This window comes from Solibacillus sp. FSL W7-1472, assembly GCF_037969775.1.
In the GTDB taxonomy this organism is placed as follows: Bacteria; Bacillota; Bacilli; order Bacillales_A; family Planococcaceae; genus Solibacillus; species Solibacillus silvestris.
Map to the genome: position 1 here is coordinate 580,510 of NZ_CP150208.1, position 14,532 is coordinate 595,041.

Genomic DNA, 14,532 nt, shown 5'->3' on the forward strand with positions numbered 1-14,532 from the left:
AGATAAAAGAAGTGAAAAGTTGACCTTGAGTTTCATGCTCAAGGTTTTTTGTTGGTGAAAAACGAACTTGTAATTTTATTTAGAAACGGGGATAAATAAATGGCGCAATTATTTTATAAACATGGGGCGATGAATAGCGGGAAATCGATTGAAATTTTAAAAGTTGCCCACAATTATGAAGAACAGAATAAAGCGGTAATGATTTTTACTTCAGGAATTGATACGCGCGATGAAGTCGGTACGGTTTCAAGCCGAATTGGTTTAAGACGTCCGGCAGTTGCGGTTTTTGAAGATACAAATATATATGAAATCGTGGAAAAACACGAAGGAAAATTATATTGTGTACTAGTTGATGAAGTGCAATTTTTAACAAAAGAACATGTTTTGCAGCTGACTCAAATTGTAGATGAGCTGAACATTCCGGTTATGGGCTTTGGCTTAAAAAATGACTTCCAGAACGAACTGTTTGAAGGCAGCCGTTATATGACGATTTACGCGGATAAAATTGAGGAAATGAAAACAATTTGCTGGTTCTGCCATAAGAAAGCGACGATGAATTTACGAGTAGATGAAAATAAAAAACCAGTCCGTACAGGTGATCAAATTCAAATTGGGGGTAATGATAGTTATTACCCTGTTTGCCGCAAATGTCATTCCAATCCGCCACTATAATTTTAGGTGAAGAATAGATATTGAAACGACACAACAAAATTTAAATATATGAGTGCCAATGTGTAAATGATATGAAGAAAGTTCAACATAGATGTAGCAACAACCGCAAAATTTCTTTATACTAGTAAAGGTGCATTTTAACGTGACTCGTGAGAAGACGAGTGAAATACAACTAATAACAAAATAACTTTTAGAGGTGAAATATAGATGTTTGATCGTTTACAGGCGGTTGAAGACCGTTACGAAAGATTAAATGAATTGCTAAGCGACCCGGATATCGTCAGCGATTCTAATAAGCTTCGCGAATATTCGAAAGAGCAATCCGATATTCAGGAAATGGTAGATGTATACCGTGTATACAAATCGGTGAAAGAGCAACTGGCAGATACACGCGAATTAATGGAAATTGAAAAAGATGCAGAAATGCTGGAGATGATGAAGGAAGAGTTTAATGATTTAAATAAACAAGTTCCGGAATTAGAAGAGCGTCTGCGAATTTTATTAATTCCTAAAGACCCGAATGATTCGAAAAACGTAATTATGGAGATCCGCGGAGCTGCTGGCGGTGACGAGGCCAATATTTTTGCAGGTGACTTATTCCGTATGTATACACGCTATGCGGAAACGCAAGGTTGGAAAGTGGATGTAATGGAAGCAACACCAAACCCGGCAGGCGGTTATAAAGAAGTAATCTTAATGATTAACGGTCAAGGTGCTTATTCGAAATTCAAATATGAAAACGGCGCACACCGTGTTCAACGTGTACCGGCGACAGAATCACAAGGCCGTATCCATACATCAACTGCTACGGTTGCATGTTTACCGGAAGTTCATGTAGAAGATGTAGAAATTCATGAAAAAGATATTCGCGTTGATACATTCGCTTCATCTGGTGCGGGTGGTCAGTCGGTAAATACAACGATGTCAGCTGTTCGTATGACCCACTTACCGACAGGTGTTGTCGTTTCGATGCAAGATGAACGTTCACAAATTAAGAACCGTGAAAAAGCGATGAAAATTTTAGTAGCGCGTGTAGCGGATAAACACCGTCAAGAAGCACAGGCTGAAATCGATGCAACACGTAAGACAGCAGTAGGAACAGGCGACCGTTCTGAACGTATCCGTACTTACAACTATCCACAAAACCGTGTAACAGATCACCGAATTGGTTTGACGATTCAAAAACTTGACCAAATCGTTGAAGGTAAATTGGATGAAATCATCGATGCACTTATTTTAGATGAGCAGGCAACACGCTTATCAAATTTAAATGAAGATGCATAAAACCATTTTTGAGGCCCTGAATGGGGCTTCTTCTTTTTTAGAGAAGAACGGTCGCGAAGGAAATGCCGCAAGAATTTTATTGCAGCATATTTTACAGACAAGCTATTCGGGTTTAATGATGAAGATGCACGATGTTCTACCTGAAGAGCAGCAACAGCAGTTCGATGATTTTATTCAAGAACATGTGAAAGGGCTTCCTGTACAATATATAACGGGTGTAGAGGAATTTTACGGCCGTACATTTGTAGTTGATGAATCGGTACTGATTCCTCGTCCGGAAACGGAAGAACTGGTTGTCGGAACGATTGAGCGTATTCGCAAGTTATTTGGGGATAATCAAAAGCTGAAGTTTGCCGATATTGGGACAGGCAGTGGTGCGATTGCTATTACGATGAAAAAAGAATGTCCGCAACTTGATGTAACAGCAACAGATCTTTCCCCTGCAGCACTTGCAACAGCACAAAAAAACGCTGAGCAGCTGCAGGCAGAAATTGAATTTAAGCTGGGCGACTTAACAGAACCGATTGCGAATGAAAAATGGGATGTTGTACTTTCGAATCCGCCTTATATCGCCTATGAGGAAATGGAGGAGATGTCCGATGTTGTCGTAGCTCACGAACCGCATCAGGCATTGTTTGCAGATGAAGATGGACTCTTGCTTTATCGTAAACTAGCAGAAAACTTACCGGCCCTTATGAAAAAGCCGGCGTTAATTGGTCTGGAAATAGGATATACACAAGGAGAAGCCGTAGCGGATTTTTTCAAAAAAAGCTTTCCAAATGCCTATGTATCAGTCGTTCAAGATATAAATAAAAAAGATCGTATTGTTTTTTGTGAGATTAGTGAATAAAAAATAGATTCCTTGTAAACAATGTTTGCAAGGGGGAATGATTATGTTACATGATTACGATATTCAAAATGAATCCAATCTATTTTTAGCGATTGCTAAATTACTAATAAGTGTTTTATTTCTATATTGTGCTGCTACATTTATACCTACTTTCGTAGATGATATCCGCATTGATCAAGGAGAAAGCAATGACCAGTTAAAATTCCGCGTTATTGCCAACAGTTCGACAAATGCCGACCAGCTCATCAAGTATGAGGTAGTGGAAACAATTCAAACCTATTTGCAAAATACACCTGAATTTTCAGAAGATATCCACAGTGTGGAAAACATGTATCAGGAAATTCAGGAAACTTACCCACAATTAAAAATTACCTATAAGTTTGGGGATAACTTAATCCCTCCGAAATGGGTGGCTGGTCAGTTTTATCCGCAAAAAGAATATTATTCTGTTAACTTCATTATTGGGCAAGGTCGTGGCGAAAACTGGTTCTGTGCAGTATTCCCAACGCTTTGTATAGTTAATGAGCCGGTGGAAAATGAACGGCCGCCATTTTTTATTGCTGAATGGTGGGAGAAACATATGGAAAAAAGTGATCCACAAAACACAGAAGAACTTGTAGAAAATGATCCAACTTACTCACAATTTGTGGATAGTTAAATCAAACATTTACAGAAAGGAGGAAAAAGTAATGCACACTTTTCAATTAAATGTGGATGAATTTGTGGATAATTCAGAAAATTATACACAGGCTGTGGATTTATTAAATAACGGCGAAATAGTCGCTTTTCCGACAGAAACCGTATATGGCCTAGGTGCCGTTGCGACAAATGAGCAGGCAGTGAAGAAAATATTCGCTGCAAAAGGACGACCTTCGGATAATCCATTGATTGTTCATATCGGAACGGTAGAAGAAGTATCGCTGTATACAACAAATATTTCGGAAGTTGCCCAAAAATGTATGGAGGCTTTTTGGCCAGGTCCATTAACGCTTGTTATGGATGTTAAGCCGAATGTTTTAGCGCCGAGTGTTACGGCAGGATTAGATACGGTTGGAATTCGTATGCCCGATCATCCAGTAGCACTGGAACTTCTTCAAACATTAAAGAAACCGTTAGCCGCGCCAAGTGCGAATCGCAGCGGCAAGCCTAGCCCGACGAAAGCTGAACATGTATTTGAGGATTTGCAAAACATTATTCCTTGTATTTTGGATGGAGGAATGACGGGAATCGGACTTGAATCGACCGTTTTGGATGTCACACTGGATACACCTGTTATTTTACGGCCGGGCGGAGTGACGAAAGAAATGCTCGAAGCAGTAATTGGACCAGTTGTTGAGCCAAGTCTGGAACAGCAGAAAATTGAATCGACACCGAAAGCGCCTGGTATGAAATATACTCATTATGCTCCGGATGCACCTGTCTATTTAATAGAAGCAAATAAAAAAGCGATTGAAACGGCTATTGCCGAATTAAAACCGGTACATAAAGTGGCCTTATTGGCACCGCAAAACTTTGAAGAGATTGAGGCCGATTATTATTTTTCATTCGGGAATGCACATGATCTCGAACAAATGAGCGCTTCACTATATGATGCATTGCGTTCATGCGATAAAACGGATGCTACGATTATTTTAGCGACGGCAACATCAAAAACCGGTGTTGGTACAGCGATTATGAACCGTCTGGAAAAAGCTGCAGGCGGCAAATGGTATTCACTTTAAAAAATCAAACCACATCTTATAACAATGGGATGTGGTTTTTGTGTATAAACAAAAGGATATTTCCCCGCCCAAAAGCATAAATTACAACAGCGCTTAGTGGAAGAGGGGAATAGATGCAAGAAGTAGTTGCCGGGATCTTAATGTCGTTCGATGTCGTTGCACTTTATTTAATTGCTACAAATGTTAAGGCGAAATGGTTATTAGCTTTATGGACGGCCTTTTTACATATGCTTTTTCCGTTACTCGGTTACCGCTTTGGGGAATGGCTTGCCGTCTATTTAACAAACTGGGCATCAGGTCTTTCTACATTATTATTGTTTTTTGTTGGACTGCAATTACTGCTCTCGAAGAAAGATGAAAGTTTTCCTGCGATGTCTTTACCGATAATTGCGATTTTTGCAAGTATTGACACCTTTTCAGTTAGCCTATCTTTTGGTATGCTAAATTTACAAAAATATGTTTTTGTTATTAGTGCCGGCCTCTCGACATTCATATTGTCATATGCGGCATTGGTAATAGCGCAAAAATCACCAATTTTTAAGAATAATGCATTAAAGAAAGTAGCAGGACTCCTCTTGATTATTATGAGTGTGATGCTACTAAAATGGTAAATTAGAGGGTGTGAGGAACATTAATATTTATTTTATTTGTACAGGCAACACGTGTAGAAGTCCTATGGCAGCAGCAATTTTACAAGCAAAAAACTATGAGAATATTACTGTGCGTTCAGCAGGTATTTATGCGCACGAAGGCAGTGACATGTCCCTGAACGCAAAGGAAATATTGCATAGAAAAAATATTTCGCAATCGCACCGTTCATCCCGATTTACGGTAGAAGATGCACAATGGGCGGACCTGATTTTAACGATGACGAACGCTCATAAAGAAATGGTCCTCCGTTTAGTAGAAGAAGCGGCACATAAAACGTTTACGCTAAATGAGTATGTAGCGATGGAAACTGGTCTGGATATTCAAGATCCATTCGGTGGAAACCTGCAAGTATATGAACAAACATACGAGCAATTGAACGAAGCAATCAACAAGCTGGAAACGAAATTGAAATTGGAGGATAAAATTTAACATGAACTCTCAGAAAAAGGTCTTTAGTTTGCGCAAGAAGCTCGTATTATTTGTCGGGATATTAGCGCTGATTACCTACACTTGCAGTTTTGTATTTATCGAATACTTACGCCCAATGTTTTTTGAATCGACAAGCACAAGCGTATTTCAGATTATAACCTATTTATTAGGGATCTTTTGGTCTTGTGCATTGGCTGCGGTATTTGGTTTAGTCATTGTTCGCCCATTACAGCAATTGGAGCGCAGTGCAAACCATGTAGCGGAAGGTAAAATCGGACAAGATGTCGAAATGCCGAAAACCAATGATGAAATCCGCTCAGTAGCAGAGGCATTCCAAACAATGGTGATCAATTTGCGCAAGATGGTAAACGGGATTGAAGACAATTATAAGTCAACCGATGAAACGATTTTGAAGCTGTCGGAAGAAAGTATTTCTGTAACGAACAACGCTGAGCAAATTACAAGCAATATTAGCCAGATTTCATTGGGGGCTGAATCTTCGGCGGTTGCCATTCAAGAAACAGTGGAAGCCATTGAAGAAGTTCGCACATTAGCTGCGGAAGTGAACAATAAAGCGTTACATACAGCAAGTCGCTCAAAAAATCTTTTAACAAACTTAACGTCTACAACAGATGCCATCCATGGCGTTGTAAACAGTATTAAAAAAATTGCAACAGATAATGAAAATTCATTAGTAAATATTCGTGAGCTAGAAAAAAATGCCGAGCAGATTGAACGGATTATAGGTTTAGTAGGCGATATCGCAGGACAGACGAATCTGCTTGCATTAAATGCATCGATTGAAGCTGCACGAGCAGGTGAGCATGGGAAAGGCTTTGCGGTTGTGGCAGAGGAAGTGCGCGGTCTGGCGGATGAAAGTGCAAGTGCTGTTCAGGGGATTACAACATTGATCCACACAATGCAGCAAAATGTATCGGTTGTCGTTAAACAGATGAACGAACAAGTATCATTTGCGGTAAATGAATCGTCACGTGTTTCTGAAACAACGTCGGCAGTAGAAGGCATGACAAAATCCGTTTATGAAATGGCAGATGATGTCGTCCAAATTTCGGATTTAGTCGCACAGCAAATGAAAAATATCGAACACACGTCACACCAGTCACAGGAAGTGGCGGCAATTGCCGAACAAACTTCTGCAAGTGCTCAGGAAGTAACGTCTGCTTCATTGGAACAAGCTGAAGCGATCAAGCAAGTAGAGGAACTGGCAAGTAATTTAAAGCAACAGTCTGCAGAGCTTTATCGAATGATTCAACAATTCGACCGCACACAGTAGATGGGAAGATCGTTTTAAAATACCGAATGGATAAACGGGCATGGTTTATCTGTTGGGTATTTTTTATTTGAAGGATGTTTTCTAATATCGAGGTGAGATTTTCTAATAACCGCGGTAAAGTTCTAATAAAATGTCTATCTTCTAATATATTGGCTGCTTGTTCTAAAATCCTTTTCAGATTTGCTAATAAAGGTTATAGATGTTCAAATAAACGTTAGCGATTTTCTAATATCCAAAGTAAAAGTTCTAATAAACACTACCATGCTTTCAAAATCACGAACCCGTTTCAAAAACAAAAAGACTGGGTATGGTACACTATTGTTTACAATAATTAGTCCTGGGGGGATTTATATTGAACAAGATGAAGTACTGGTTACTAATGGGTGTAGTCGTAGCAGGTCTCGCTGCATGTGGTGATGCGGAGGACGCGGATACTACAGATTCTGTTGATTCTACACCAACCGAATCGACTGAATCATCCGGAGAAAAGGACGCAGCTGAAAATTCAGATGTCTCGGCAGGTGAAAAAGTGGCAAATGCCAGCTGTGTAGGATGTCATGGTGGAGACTTAACGGGATCAATGGGACCGGACTTAACGAACACTTCTTTATCAAAAGAGGAAATCGTGAATGTACTAGTCAATGGTAAAGGTGCAATGCCGAAGGGTACAGCGGATGGCGAAGAAGAAGCGGTAGCAGAATATATTTTATCATTACAATAATTGTTAAAGGCCTGCTCATAGTCAATGAGCGGTCTTTTTTTAGTAAAATAAATTGTGCAAAAGCTTTTTAACATAACAAACTCACGTAAAGCTGAACATTACCATAATTAATAATGAATAAATATAAGAATATTACTAAAAAGTTAACAATACACTATAATTGTTGTCGTAATATTCGTCTTTATGCATGTATTTTGAAAGTTATTCGGAAAAGACGTGTTATTCTTCTGGAATAAATGGTACACTGATGGTGAATATAATAAGTAAATAAAATCGAGGCAGGAGGGATCTTCATGAGAATTGCAATTTCTTCAGATCACGGCGGTAATAATTTACGTAAAGAGATTATGTCACTACTTGATGAAATGTCAATCAGTTATGAAGACTTTGGTCCACAAACGGACGAGTCAGTAGATTACCCGGACTATGCACGTCCAGTAGCTGAGAGAGTAGCTGCAGGGGAATTTGACAGAGGAATTTTAATTTGCGGGACTGGAATTGGGATTTCGATTGCTGCAAACAAATTTAAAGGGATTCGTTGTGCACTTGTACATGACGTGTTCTCGGCAAAAGCGACACGTTGTCACAATGACTCAAACGTTTTAGCAATGGGTGAGCGTGTAATCGGTCCAGGGCTGGCACGTGAGATTGTTGCAACTTGGTTGGATACACAGTTTGAAGGCGGTCGTCATATTCGCCGTGTTGAAAAGATAACTGAAATCGAAGAAGGGTAACAGATGGTGATTCAATGACAAACTTACACGATTTGCAAAAAGATTTAGCGCAAGCATTATCCGAATTTGAGCAACAAGTGAAGTTTTCTGAAGGTCAGCTATTTGTCATCGGCTGTTCCACATCGGAAGTGATGGGTGAGAAAATTGGAACAGCTGGTGCATTCGATGTAGCGCAAGTTCTATACAAAGAATTTTCAATATTCGCGCAAAGACATAAAATTCACTTAGTTTTCCAAGGCTGCGAGCATATTAACCGAGCGCTGACACTCGAGGCTGCAGCTGCTAAAATGTACCATTTAGAACCTGTTTCGGTCATTCCGGTCCGTACAGCAGGTGGCTCTATGTCTGCATACGCTTTTACACAAATGGATGAGCCTGTAATTGTGGAAACCATCCAAGCACATTACGGGATTGATATCGGTCAAACATTAATCGGCATGCACTTAAAAGCGGTTGCTGTACCTTTACGAACATCTGTTAAGCAATTAGGCGATGCAGTCATTACGTTAGCGACAACACGTCCGAAACTTATCGGTGGAGAACGTGCGCAATATACTGTAACACCTTAACGTTACATATATCATTTTGAATTGGAAACTCCGATCGAATCGGAAGTACATTTAGGGGGATTTGAAAATGGCATTTGAAAAATTAGCAGGACAAGACAAGGCAATTTTAGACGCAATTTTATTAGAGAAAAAACGTCAAAACACAAACATCGAACTAATCGCATCAGAAAACTTCGTATCGGAAGCTGTAATGGAAGCACAAGGTTCATATTTAACAAATAAATATGCGGAAGGTTACCCTGGCAAACGCTATTATGGCGGTTGTGAACATGTAGACGTAGTTGAAAACATTGCCCGTGACCGTGCAAAAGAATTATTCGGTGCAGCATATGTTAACGTTCAGCCACACTCAGGTGCACAAGCGAACATGGCAGTTTACCATACAGTTTTAAAACCTGGTGATACAGTACTTGGTATGAACTTATCACACGGCGGTCACTTAACACATGGTTCACCAGTAAACTTCTCTGGCATTCTTTATAATTTCGTAGAATACGGTGTAACTGAAGATACAAACTTAATAGATTATGAAGATGTTCGCCAAAAAGCATTGGAATCAAAGCCAAAATTAATCGTTGCTGGTGCATCAGCTTATCCTCGTGCAATTGACTTTGCAAAGTTCCGTGAGATCGCGGATGAAGTCGGTGCATATTTCATGGTTGACATGGCACATATTGCCGGCTTAGTAGCAGCAGGCGAGCACCAAAATCCAGTACCATATGCAGATTTCGTAACGACAACAACTCATAAAACGTTACGTGGTCCACGTGGCGGGATGATTTTAACGAAAGATGAAAAATGGGAAAAAGAATTAAATAAATCAGTATTCCCAGGTATTCAAGGCGGTCCATTAATGCATGTCATCGCTGCAAAAGCAGTATCTTTCGGCGAAGCATTACAACCGGAGTTTAAAGATTACGCAAAACAAATTAAAGCAAATGCAGCTGCACTTGCAAAATCTTTAATGGATGAAGGTGTTGAAATCGTATCAGGCGGTACAGATAACCACTTACTTCTATTAAATGTAAAATCTTTAGGGTTAACAGGTAAAGTAGCTGAGCATGTATTGGATGAAGTGGCTATTACAACAAATAAAAACACAATTCCATTTGATACAGAATCACCATTCGTAACATCAGGTATCCGTGTAGGTACAGCAGCTGTAACTTCTCGTGGTTTCAAAGAAGAAGATGTAATTGAAGTTGGTAAAATCATCGCTTCAGTTCTTAAAAATCATGAAGATGCAGCAGTAAAAGAAGAGGCACGCAAACGTGTTGAAGCTCTTACAGCAAAATATCCTTTATACGCATAATTGAGTATATGCCTTTCTATTTACAGATTTGTAGATAGAAAGGTTTTTTTAATGAAAGAAATAACGCATAGACAGACAACTACCAGCGAATGCTAGTGTAGAATACATTTGTTATTTAATTATTTTAGAAAAAGGGCGATTTTTAAAACATTACCGTCATAGTTTTCGTTGACTTTATTTTCTGTTATACTAATTTAGATAAACAACAGTTAGGAGATGTCAACGTGAGTAAAGTATACGTATTTGACCACCCATTAATCCAACATAAGTTAACTTATATTCGAGATAAAGAAACGGGAACAAAAGAATTTCGGGAGTTAGTTGATGAAGTAGCAACATTAATGGCTTTTGAAATTACTCGTGATTTACCGTTGGAAGAAATTGAAGTAGAAACACCTGTAACGAAGGCAAAAGCAAAAGTATTATCAGGGAAGAAAATGGCGATTGTTCCAATTTTACGTGCAGGTATCGGAATGGTAGATGGCGTATTAAAATTAATTCCTGCTGCAAAAGTAGGGCATATTGGTCTTTACCGTGATCCGGAAACATTAAAGCCAGTAGAATATTATGCAAAACTTCCAGCAGACGTTGAAGAGCGTGACTTCATTATTGTTGACCCGATGTTAGCAACGGGTGGATCAGCTGTTGAAGCGATTAATTCACTGAAAAAACGAGGCGCTAAAAGCATTAAGTTTATGTGTCTGATCGCAGCTCCAGAAGGTGTGGAAGAAATTCAAAGAAATCACTCTGACGTAGATATTTACATCGCATCTCTAGATGAAAAATTAAATGATCATGGCTATATCGTACCAGGCTTGGGTGATGCCGGGGATCGTTTGTTCGGAACAAAATAATAAATAAACGAGGCGCCCGTAAGCAGTTGCGGGCGTTTTCTTTTAAAGCTGCAAGTACTCTAAACACGTTAAGATAAATTGAAATTATAGATTAGACAAGGAGAAGAATGATGATGAAGAAGTTTAAAGTTATGACGATTTTTGGCACACGTCCGGAAGCAATTAAAATGGCACCTTTAGTGCTGGAACTGGAAAAGCATCCGGAGCAAATTGAATCGATTGTTACTGTAACGGCCCAGCACCGTCAAATGCTTGACCAAGTGCTGGAAACATTTAAAATTAAACCGGATTATGATTTAAATATTATGAAAGACCGTCAAACATTAGTGGATGTAGCGACAAATGCGCTTTTAGGACTGGACCGTGTAATGAAAGAAGCGAAGCCTGATATCGTGTTAGTACATGGTGACACGGCGACTACTTTTGTTGGAAGTCTGGCTGCTTTCTACAATCAAATTGCAATTGGCCATGTTGAAGCAGGGCTTCGTACAGGACAAAAATATTCACCTTATCCTGAAGAGATGAACCGTCAGTTAACAGGTGTAATGGCAGATCTGCATTTTTCACCAACTGAACAATCACGTGCAAACCTGCTAAAGGAAAACAAACCGGCAGAAGCGATTTTCGTAACGGGTAACACGGCTATTGATGCTTTAAAAACAACAGTAAGTGAACACTATACGCATCCGGTAATTGAAAAAATGGGTACAGACCGCATGATTTTATTAACAGCACACCGTCGTGAAAATCTAGGTGAGCCAATGCGTAATATGTTCCGTGCAATTATGCGTCTGTTGAGCGAGCATGAGGATGTTCAAGTTGTTTATCCAGTGCATATGAATCCGGCTGTTCGTGAAGTAGCCAATGAAATTTTAGGGGATAACCCGCGTGTTCATTTAATTGAACCGTTGGAAGTATTTGATTTCCACAATTTTGCTGCCCGCTCTTACATGATTTTAACGGATTCTGGCGGTGTGCAGGAAGAAGCGCCATCTTTAGGGAAGCCGGTGCTCGTATTACGTGATACGACAGAGCGTCCTGAAGGAATTGCTGCAGGTACTTTGAAGCTTGCGGGAACAGACGAAGAAGTTATTTACAAAATGGCAAAAGAATTGTTAATAAATGACGAAGCATATGAGGCGATGGCACATGCATCGAATCCATATGGAGATGGATATGCTTCGGAGCGTATTGTGGAAGCATTACTGCAATTTGCTCAAAAACAGTTAGTAAAAGAAAATGAAACTGCCGAAAAAGTAGAAACTCGTTAATCCAAAATATTACTGAAATTGACTTAAAAATGTAATTGACAACAGGAGTTAGCATTTATCTCCTGTTGTCAAGTATTAAATTCGTTATTATTGCTAAAAAATTTTTTCTTGGATATGAAAAGTGTAACGTGATGGAAAAAACGCATGAAATAGCGAATTTTAGCGTTAGTGAAAAAATGCAAAAAATATTTATGCATAACTATACACAAATTTGTCAACAATTTGACAAGGAATGTATCTATGTGAAGTTTTTCACCATTACTAATTGACATCAAAAACCCCCTATTGTATGCTTACAAAGGGTAAGAATGATAAGAGTTTCGCCTAGTCAAAAGACGTTGAAACGCTTGTTATATCAAGTTTCTACTAGATTGACAGTTGAAACGAAACTCGTCAATTTGCAACGTTCTATGCGTCTGGATGAAGTCCGTTAAGATTAAGAGACAATTAGAAGTATGAAATGAATGCCCACTTTAGAATTGCTCTGTTGTGGAAATTATTTACTACTTGTAATGGCCTCTAATTTTGTAGTGCATTGACTACGTTTTAAATTCATTTAATGGTCGATGAACACTTTCTTTACTCGAAAAAAGTTTCAGGAGATTAACTGCCAATGCTAAATTTGCATCACGTTTTTGCAATGCAGAAGAAAGCGTTCTTTTTTTTGCTTGCTATTTGTACGTTAGGCTGGGGATTTTCGCCATATGATTCTATATTTGCTGGTATAACCCTAGGTGCGTTCTTTGGTACGTATAATTTTTGGATTTTACTTCGACGTATGGAAAAATTTGACCGTTCCATTAGTGAAGGGACAAAAGTAGCATCTATCGGTACAGCGCTTCGCTTTGGATCAGGTGTTGCCGCAGTCGCAATCGCAATATCGTTGCCACAATATTTTCACTTAATAAGCACGGTCATTGGGCTGATGATTCCGTACATCTTTTTAGTAGTAGAAAGAGTAGTACATCATATAAAAAGCCACTAAGGTGCATTTGAAAGAGAGGTGAATGCAAAAATGGATCATACAGCTCCAGAGCTACATTTGGATTTAGGCTTTATGACGCTTACTTTCAACTTATCTACAGTACTAACTCTCTTAGTAGCTGCAATCATCGTATTTATTATCGCTTTTGTTTCAACACGTACACTTGCGTTAAAACCGACTGGTATGCAGAACTTCATGGAATGGATTATGGATTTCGTGAAAAATATTATTAAGAGCAACATGGACTGGAAAACTGGTGGACGTTTCCACATTCTTGGGATTACATTAATCATGTTCATTGCAGTGTCCAACTTACTTGGTTTACCAATGGGTGGTATTGCTTACGGCAGTGATTTATGGTGGAAATCACCAACAGCCGATCCAGTCGTAACAATGACATTAGCGTCGATGGTTCTAGTATTAACACAGTATTATGGTGTGAAAATGCAAGGTACAGGCGGTTATGCTAAAACGTTCTTCCAACCAATGTCATTTATGTTCCCGTTAAAAGTTATTGAAGAGTTTGCAAATACGCTAACTCTAGGTCTACGTCTTTACGGTAACATTTATGCCGGCGAGATTTTACTAACGTTACTAACTGGTTTAGCAGTTTCAAGTGCGTTTGGTTTCTTCGGTGCAATCGTACCAATGATGGCGTGGATGGGATTCTCGATCTTCATCGGGTTTATCCAAGCTTTCATTTTCACAATGTTAACGATGGTATACATGGCTCACAAAGTGAGTACAGACCATTAATTATAAGTTTCCGCATTCAATGTAGTGCGGTGATTTGAACCAAAAAAAATTACAACATCCAAGGAGGATATTATCAAATGGTAGGTTCAGTAGGTTTATTAGCAGCAGCAATCGCAATCGGTTTAGCAGCACTAGGTGCAGGTATTGGTAACGGTTTAATCGTTTCAAAAACAGTAGAAGGTATCGCTCGTCAACCAGAAGCACGTGGCGCACTTCAAACTACAATGTTCATCGGGGTAGCGTTAGTAGAAGCATTACCGATCATCGCAGTAGTAATCGCATTCATCGTAATGAACCAATAGTCTTCATTAAGATTATTAAAATCCAGTGGCGAAGTAGACTTCTTTTGAAACCCTTCGCCATTCGTTTTGTGTAAATAAGATATACCCTTTTTTATTTAATATTAATTACGAACAAAAAGTATGACAA

At 39.1% G+C, this 14,532-nt stretch carries 17 protein-coding genes; all 17 read left to right on the forward strand.

From position 1 onward, the window contains the following. Positions 1-99: 99 nt before the first annotated feature. The 17 genes from MKY07_RS02875 to atpE all read left to right on the forward strand — a co-directional run bounded on the left by MKY07_RS02875 (position 100) and on the right by atpE (position 14,405). Positions 100-672 (forward strand): thymidine kinase, encoded by a 573-nt coding sequence (locus MKY07_RS02875; RefSeq protein WP_008404479.1) that lies wholly within the window; start codon positions 100-102, stop codon positions 670-672. A gap of 207 nt (positions 673-879) precedes the next feature. After that, positions 880-1,956 (forward strand): peptide chain release factor 1, encoded by a 1,077-nt coding sequence (gene prfA / locus MKY07_RS02880; protein WP_008404476.1) that lies wholly within the window; start codon positions 880-882, stop codon positions 1,954-1,956. Then, complete coding sequence (gene prmC, locus MKY07_RS02885) at positions 1,943-2,806, forward strand: peptide chain release factor N(5)-glutamine methyltransferase (RefSeq protein ID WP_008404474.1); 864 nt, start codon at positions 1,943-1,945, stop codon at positions 2,804-2,806. Before prfA ends, prmC begins: the two co-directional genes overlap by 14 nt. A gap of 43 nt (positions 2,807-2,849) precedes the next feature. Next, complete coding sequence (locus MKY07_RS02890; protein WP_339263741.1) at positions 2,850-3,464, forward strand: stage II sporulation protein R; 615 nt, start codon at positions 2,850-2,852, stop codon at positions 3,462-3,464. 31 nt (positions 3,465-3,495) lie between these two features. Beyond that, on the forward strand, positions 3,496-4,527 hold the full coding sequence (locus MKY07_RS02895) for an L-threonylcarbamoyladenylate synthase (RefSeq protein ID WP_339263742.1): 1,032 nt from the start codon (positions 3,496-3,498) through the stop codon (positions 4,525-4,527). A 113-nt stretch (positions 4,528-4,640) separates the two neighbouring features. After that, positions 4,641-5,138 carry a manganese efflux pump gene (locus MKY07_RS02900; protein ID WP_008404468.1) on the forward strand — a complete coding sequence of 166 codons (498 nt, stop codon included), beginning with the start codon at positions 4,641-4,643 and terminating at the stop codon, positions 5,136-5,138. Between the two features lie 19 nt (positions 5,139-5,157). Beyond that, positions 5,158-5,607 carry a low molecular weight protein arginine phosphatase gene (locus MKY07_RS02905; RefSeq protein WP_082990858.1) on the forward strand — a complete coding sequence of 150 codons (450 nt, stop codon included), beginning with the start codon at positions 5,158-5,160 and terminating at the stop codon, positions 5,605-5,607. A 1-nt stretch (position 5,608) separates the two neighbouring features. Then, positions 5,609-6,901 (forward strand): HAMP domain-containing methyl-accepting chemotaxis protein, encoded by a 1,293-nt coding sequence (locus MKY07_RS02910; protein WP_008404464.1) that lies wholly within the window; start codon positions 5,609-5,611, stop codon positions 6,899-6,901. 361 nt (positions 6,902-7,262) lie between these two features. Next, positions 7,263-7,622 (forward strand): cytochrome c, encoded by a 360-nt coding sequence (locus MKY07_RS02915; RefSeq protein ID WP_339264619.1) that lies wholly within the window; start codon positions 7,263-7,265, stop codon positions 7,620-7,622. Between the two features lie 293 nt (positions 7,623-7,915). Beyond that, positions 7,916-8,356 carry a ribose 5-phosphate isomerase B gene (gene rpiB / locus MKY07_RS02920; RefSeq protein WP_008404461.1) on the forward strand — a complete coding sequence of 147 codons (441 nt, stop codon included), beginning with the start codon at positions 7,916-7,918 and terminating at the stop codon, positions 8,354-8,356. A 14-nt stretch (positions 8,357-8,370) separates the two neighbouring features. After that, positions 8,371-8,925: a TIGR01440 family protein gene (locus tag MKY07_RS02925; protein ID WP_008404459.1), complete on the forward strand. Its 555-nt coding sequence runs from the start codon at positions 8,371-8,373 to the stop codon at positions 8,923-8,925. A 67-nt stretch (positions 8,926-8,992) separates the two neighbouring features. Beyond that, entirely contained in the window at positions 8,993-10,237 is a 1,245-nt protein-coding gene (gene glyA, locus MKY07_RS02930; RefSeq protein ID WP_008404457.1) for a serine hydroxymethyltransferase, read from the forward strand. Between the two features lie 224 nt (positions 10,238-10,461). Then, positions 10,462-11,091, forward strand: coding sequence for a uracil phosphoribosyltransferase (gene upp / locus MKY07_RS02935; protein ID WP_008404456.1), 630 nt, complete (start codon positions 10,462-10,464; stop codon positions 11,089-11,091). Between the two features lie 110 nt (positions 11,092-11,201). Further along, the gene (wecB, locus tag MKY07_RS02940) at positions 11,202-12,362 is read left to right on the forward strand and encodes a UDP-N-acetylglucosamine 2-epimerase (non-hydrolyzing) (RefSeq protein WP_339263747.1); all 1,161 of its coding nucleotides are present in this window, start codon (positions 11,202-11,204) and stop codon (positions 12,360-12,362) included. A 613-nt stretch (positions 12,363-12,975) separates the two neighbouring features. After that, on the forward strand, positions 12,976-13,347 hold the full coding sequence (locus MKY07_RS02945; RefSeq protein ID WP_339263748.1) for an ATP synthase subunit I: 372 nt from the start codon (positions 12,976-12,978) through the stop codon (positions 13,345-13,347). 30 nt (positions 13,348-13,377) lie between these two features. Then, positions 13,378-14,103, forward strand: a complete 726-nt coding sequence (gene atpB / locus MKY07_RS02950; protein ID WP_008404452.1) for a F0F1 ATP synthase subunit A — start codon at positions 13,378-13,380, stop codon at positions 14,101-14,103. 77 nt (positions 14,104-14,180) lie between these two features. Continuing rightward, positions 14,181-14,405 carry a F0F1 ATP synthase subunit C gene (gene atpE / locus MKY07_RS02955; RefSeq protein WP_008404451.1) on the forward strand — a complete coding sequence of 75 codons (225 nt, stop codon included), beginning with the start codon at positions 14,181-14,183 and terminating at the stop codon, positions 14,403-14,405. The last annotated feature ends 127 nt before the right edge of the window (positions 14,406-14,532 follow it).

Bases quoted from the DNA above. Each gene is read 5' to 3' on its own strand.
- rpiB (WP_008404461.1), top strand. From the start codon at position 7,916: ATGAGAATTGCAATTTCTTCAGATCACGGCGGTAATAATTTACGTAAA.
- atpB (WP_008404452.1), top strand. From the start codon at position 13,378: ATGGATCATACAGCTCCAGAGCTACATTTGGATTTAGGCTTTATGACG.
- wecB (WP_339263747.1), top strand. From the start codon at position 11,202: ATGATGAAGAAGTTTAAAGTTATGACGATTTTTGGCACACGTCCGGAA.
- prfA (WP_008404476.1), top strand. From the start codon at position 880: ATGTTTGATCGTTTACAGGCGGTTGAAGACCGTTACGAAAGATTAAAT.
- atpE (WP_008404451.1), top strand. From the start codon at position 14,181: ATGGTAGGTTCAGTAGGTTTATTAGCAGCAGCAATCGCAATCGGTTTA.
- prmC (WP_008404474.1), top strand. From the start codon at position 1,943: ATGAAGATGCATAAAACCATTTTTGAGGCCCTGAATGGGGCTTCTTCT.
- MKY07_RS02875 (WP_008404479.1), top strand. From the start codon at position 100: ATGGCGCAATTATTTTATAAACATGGGGCGATGAATAGCGGGAAATCG.
- MKY07_RS02895 (WP_339263742.1), top strand. From the start codon at position 3,496: ATGCACACTTTTCAATTAAATGTGGATGAATTTGTGGATAATTCAGAA.
- MKY07_RS02915 (WP_339264619.1), top strand. From the start codon at position 7,263: ATGAAGTACTGGTTACTAATGGGTGTAGTCGTAGCAGGTCTCGCTGCA.
- MKY07_RS02910 (WP_008404464.1), top strand. From the start codon at position 5,609: ATGAACTCTCAGAAAAAGGTCTTTAGTTTGCGCAAGAAGCTCGTATTA.
- MKY07_RS02900 (WP_008404468.1), top strand. From the start codon at position 4,641: ATGCAAGAAGTAGTTGCCGGGATCTTAATGTCGTTCGATGTCGTTGCA.
- glyA (WP_008404457.1), top strand. From the start codon at position 8,993: ATGGCATTTGAAAAATTAGCAGGACAAGACAAGGCAATTTTAGACGCA.
- MKY07_RS02945 (WP_339263748.1), top strand. From the start codon at position 12,976: ATGCTAAATTTGCATCACGTTTTTGCAATGCAGAAGAAAGCGTTCTTT.
- MKY07_RS02890 (WP_339263741.1), top strand. From the start codon at position 2,850: ATGTTACATGATTACGATATTCAAAATGAATCCAATCTATTTTTAGCG.
- MKY07_RS02925 (WP_008404459.1), top strand. From the start codon at position 8,371: ATGACAAACTTACACGATTTGCAAAAAGATTTAGCGCAAGCATTATCC.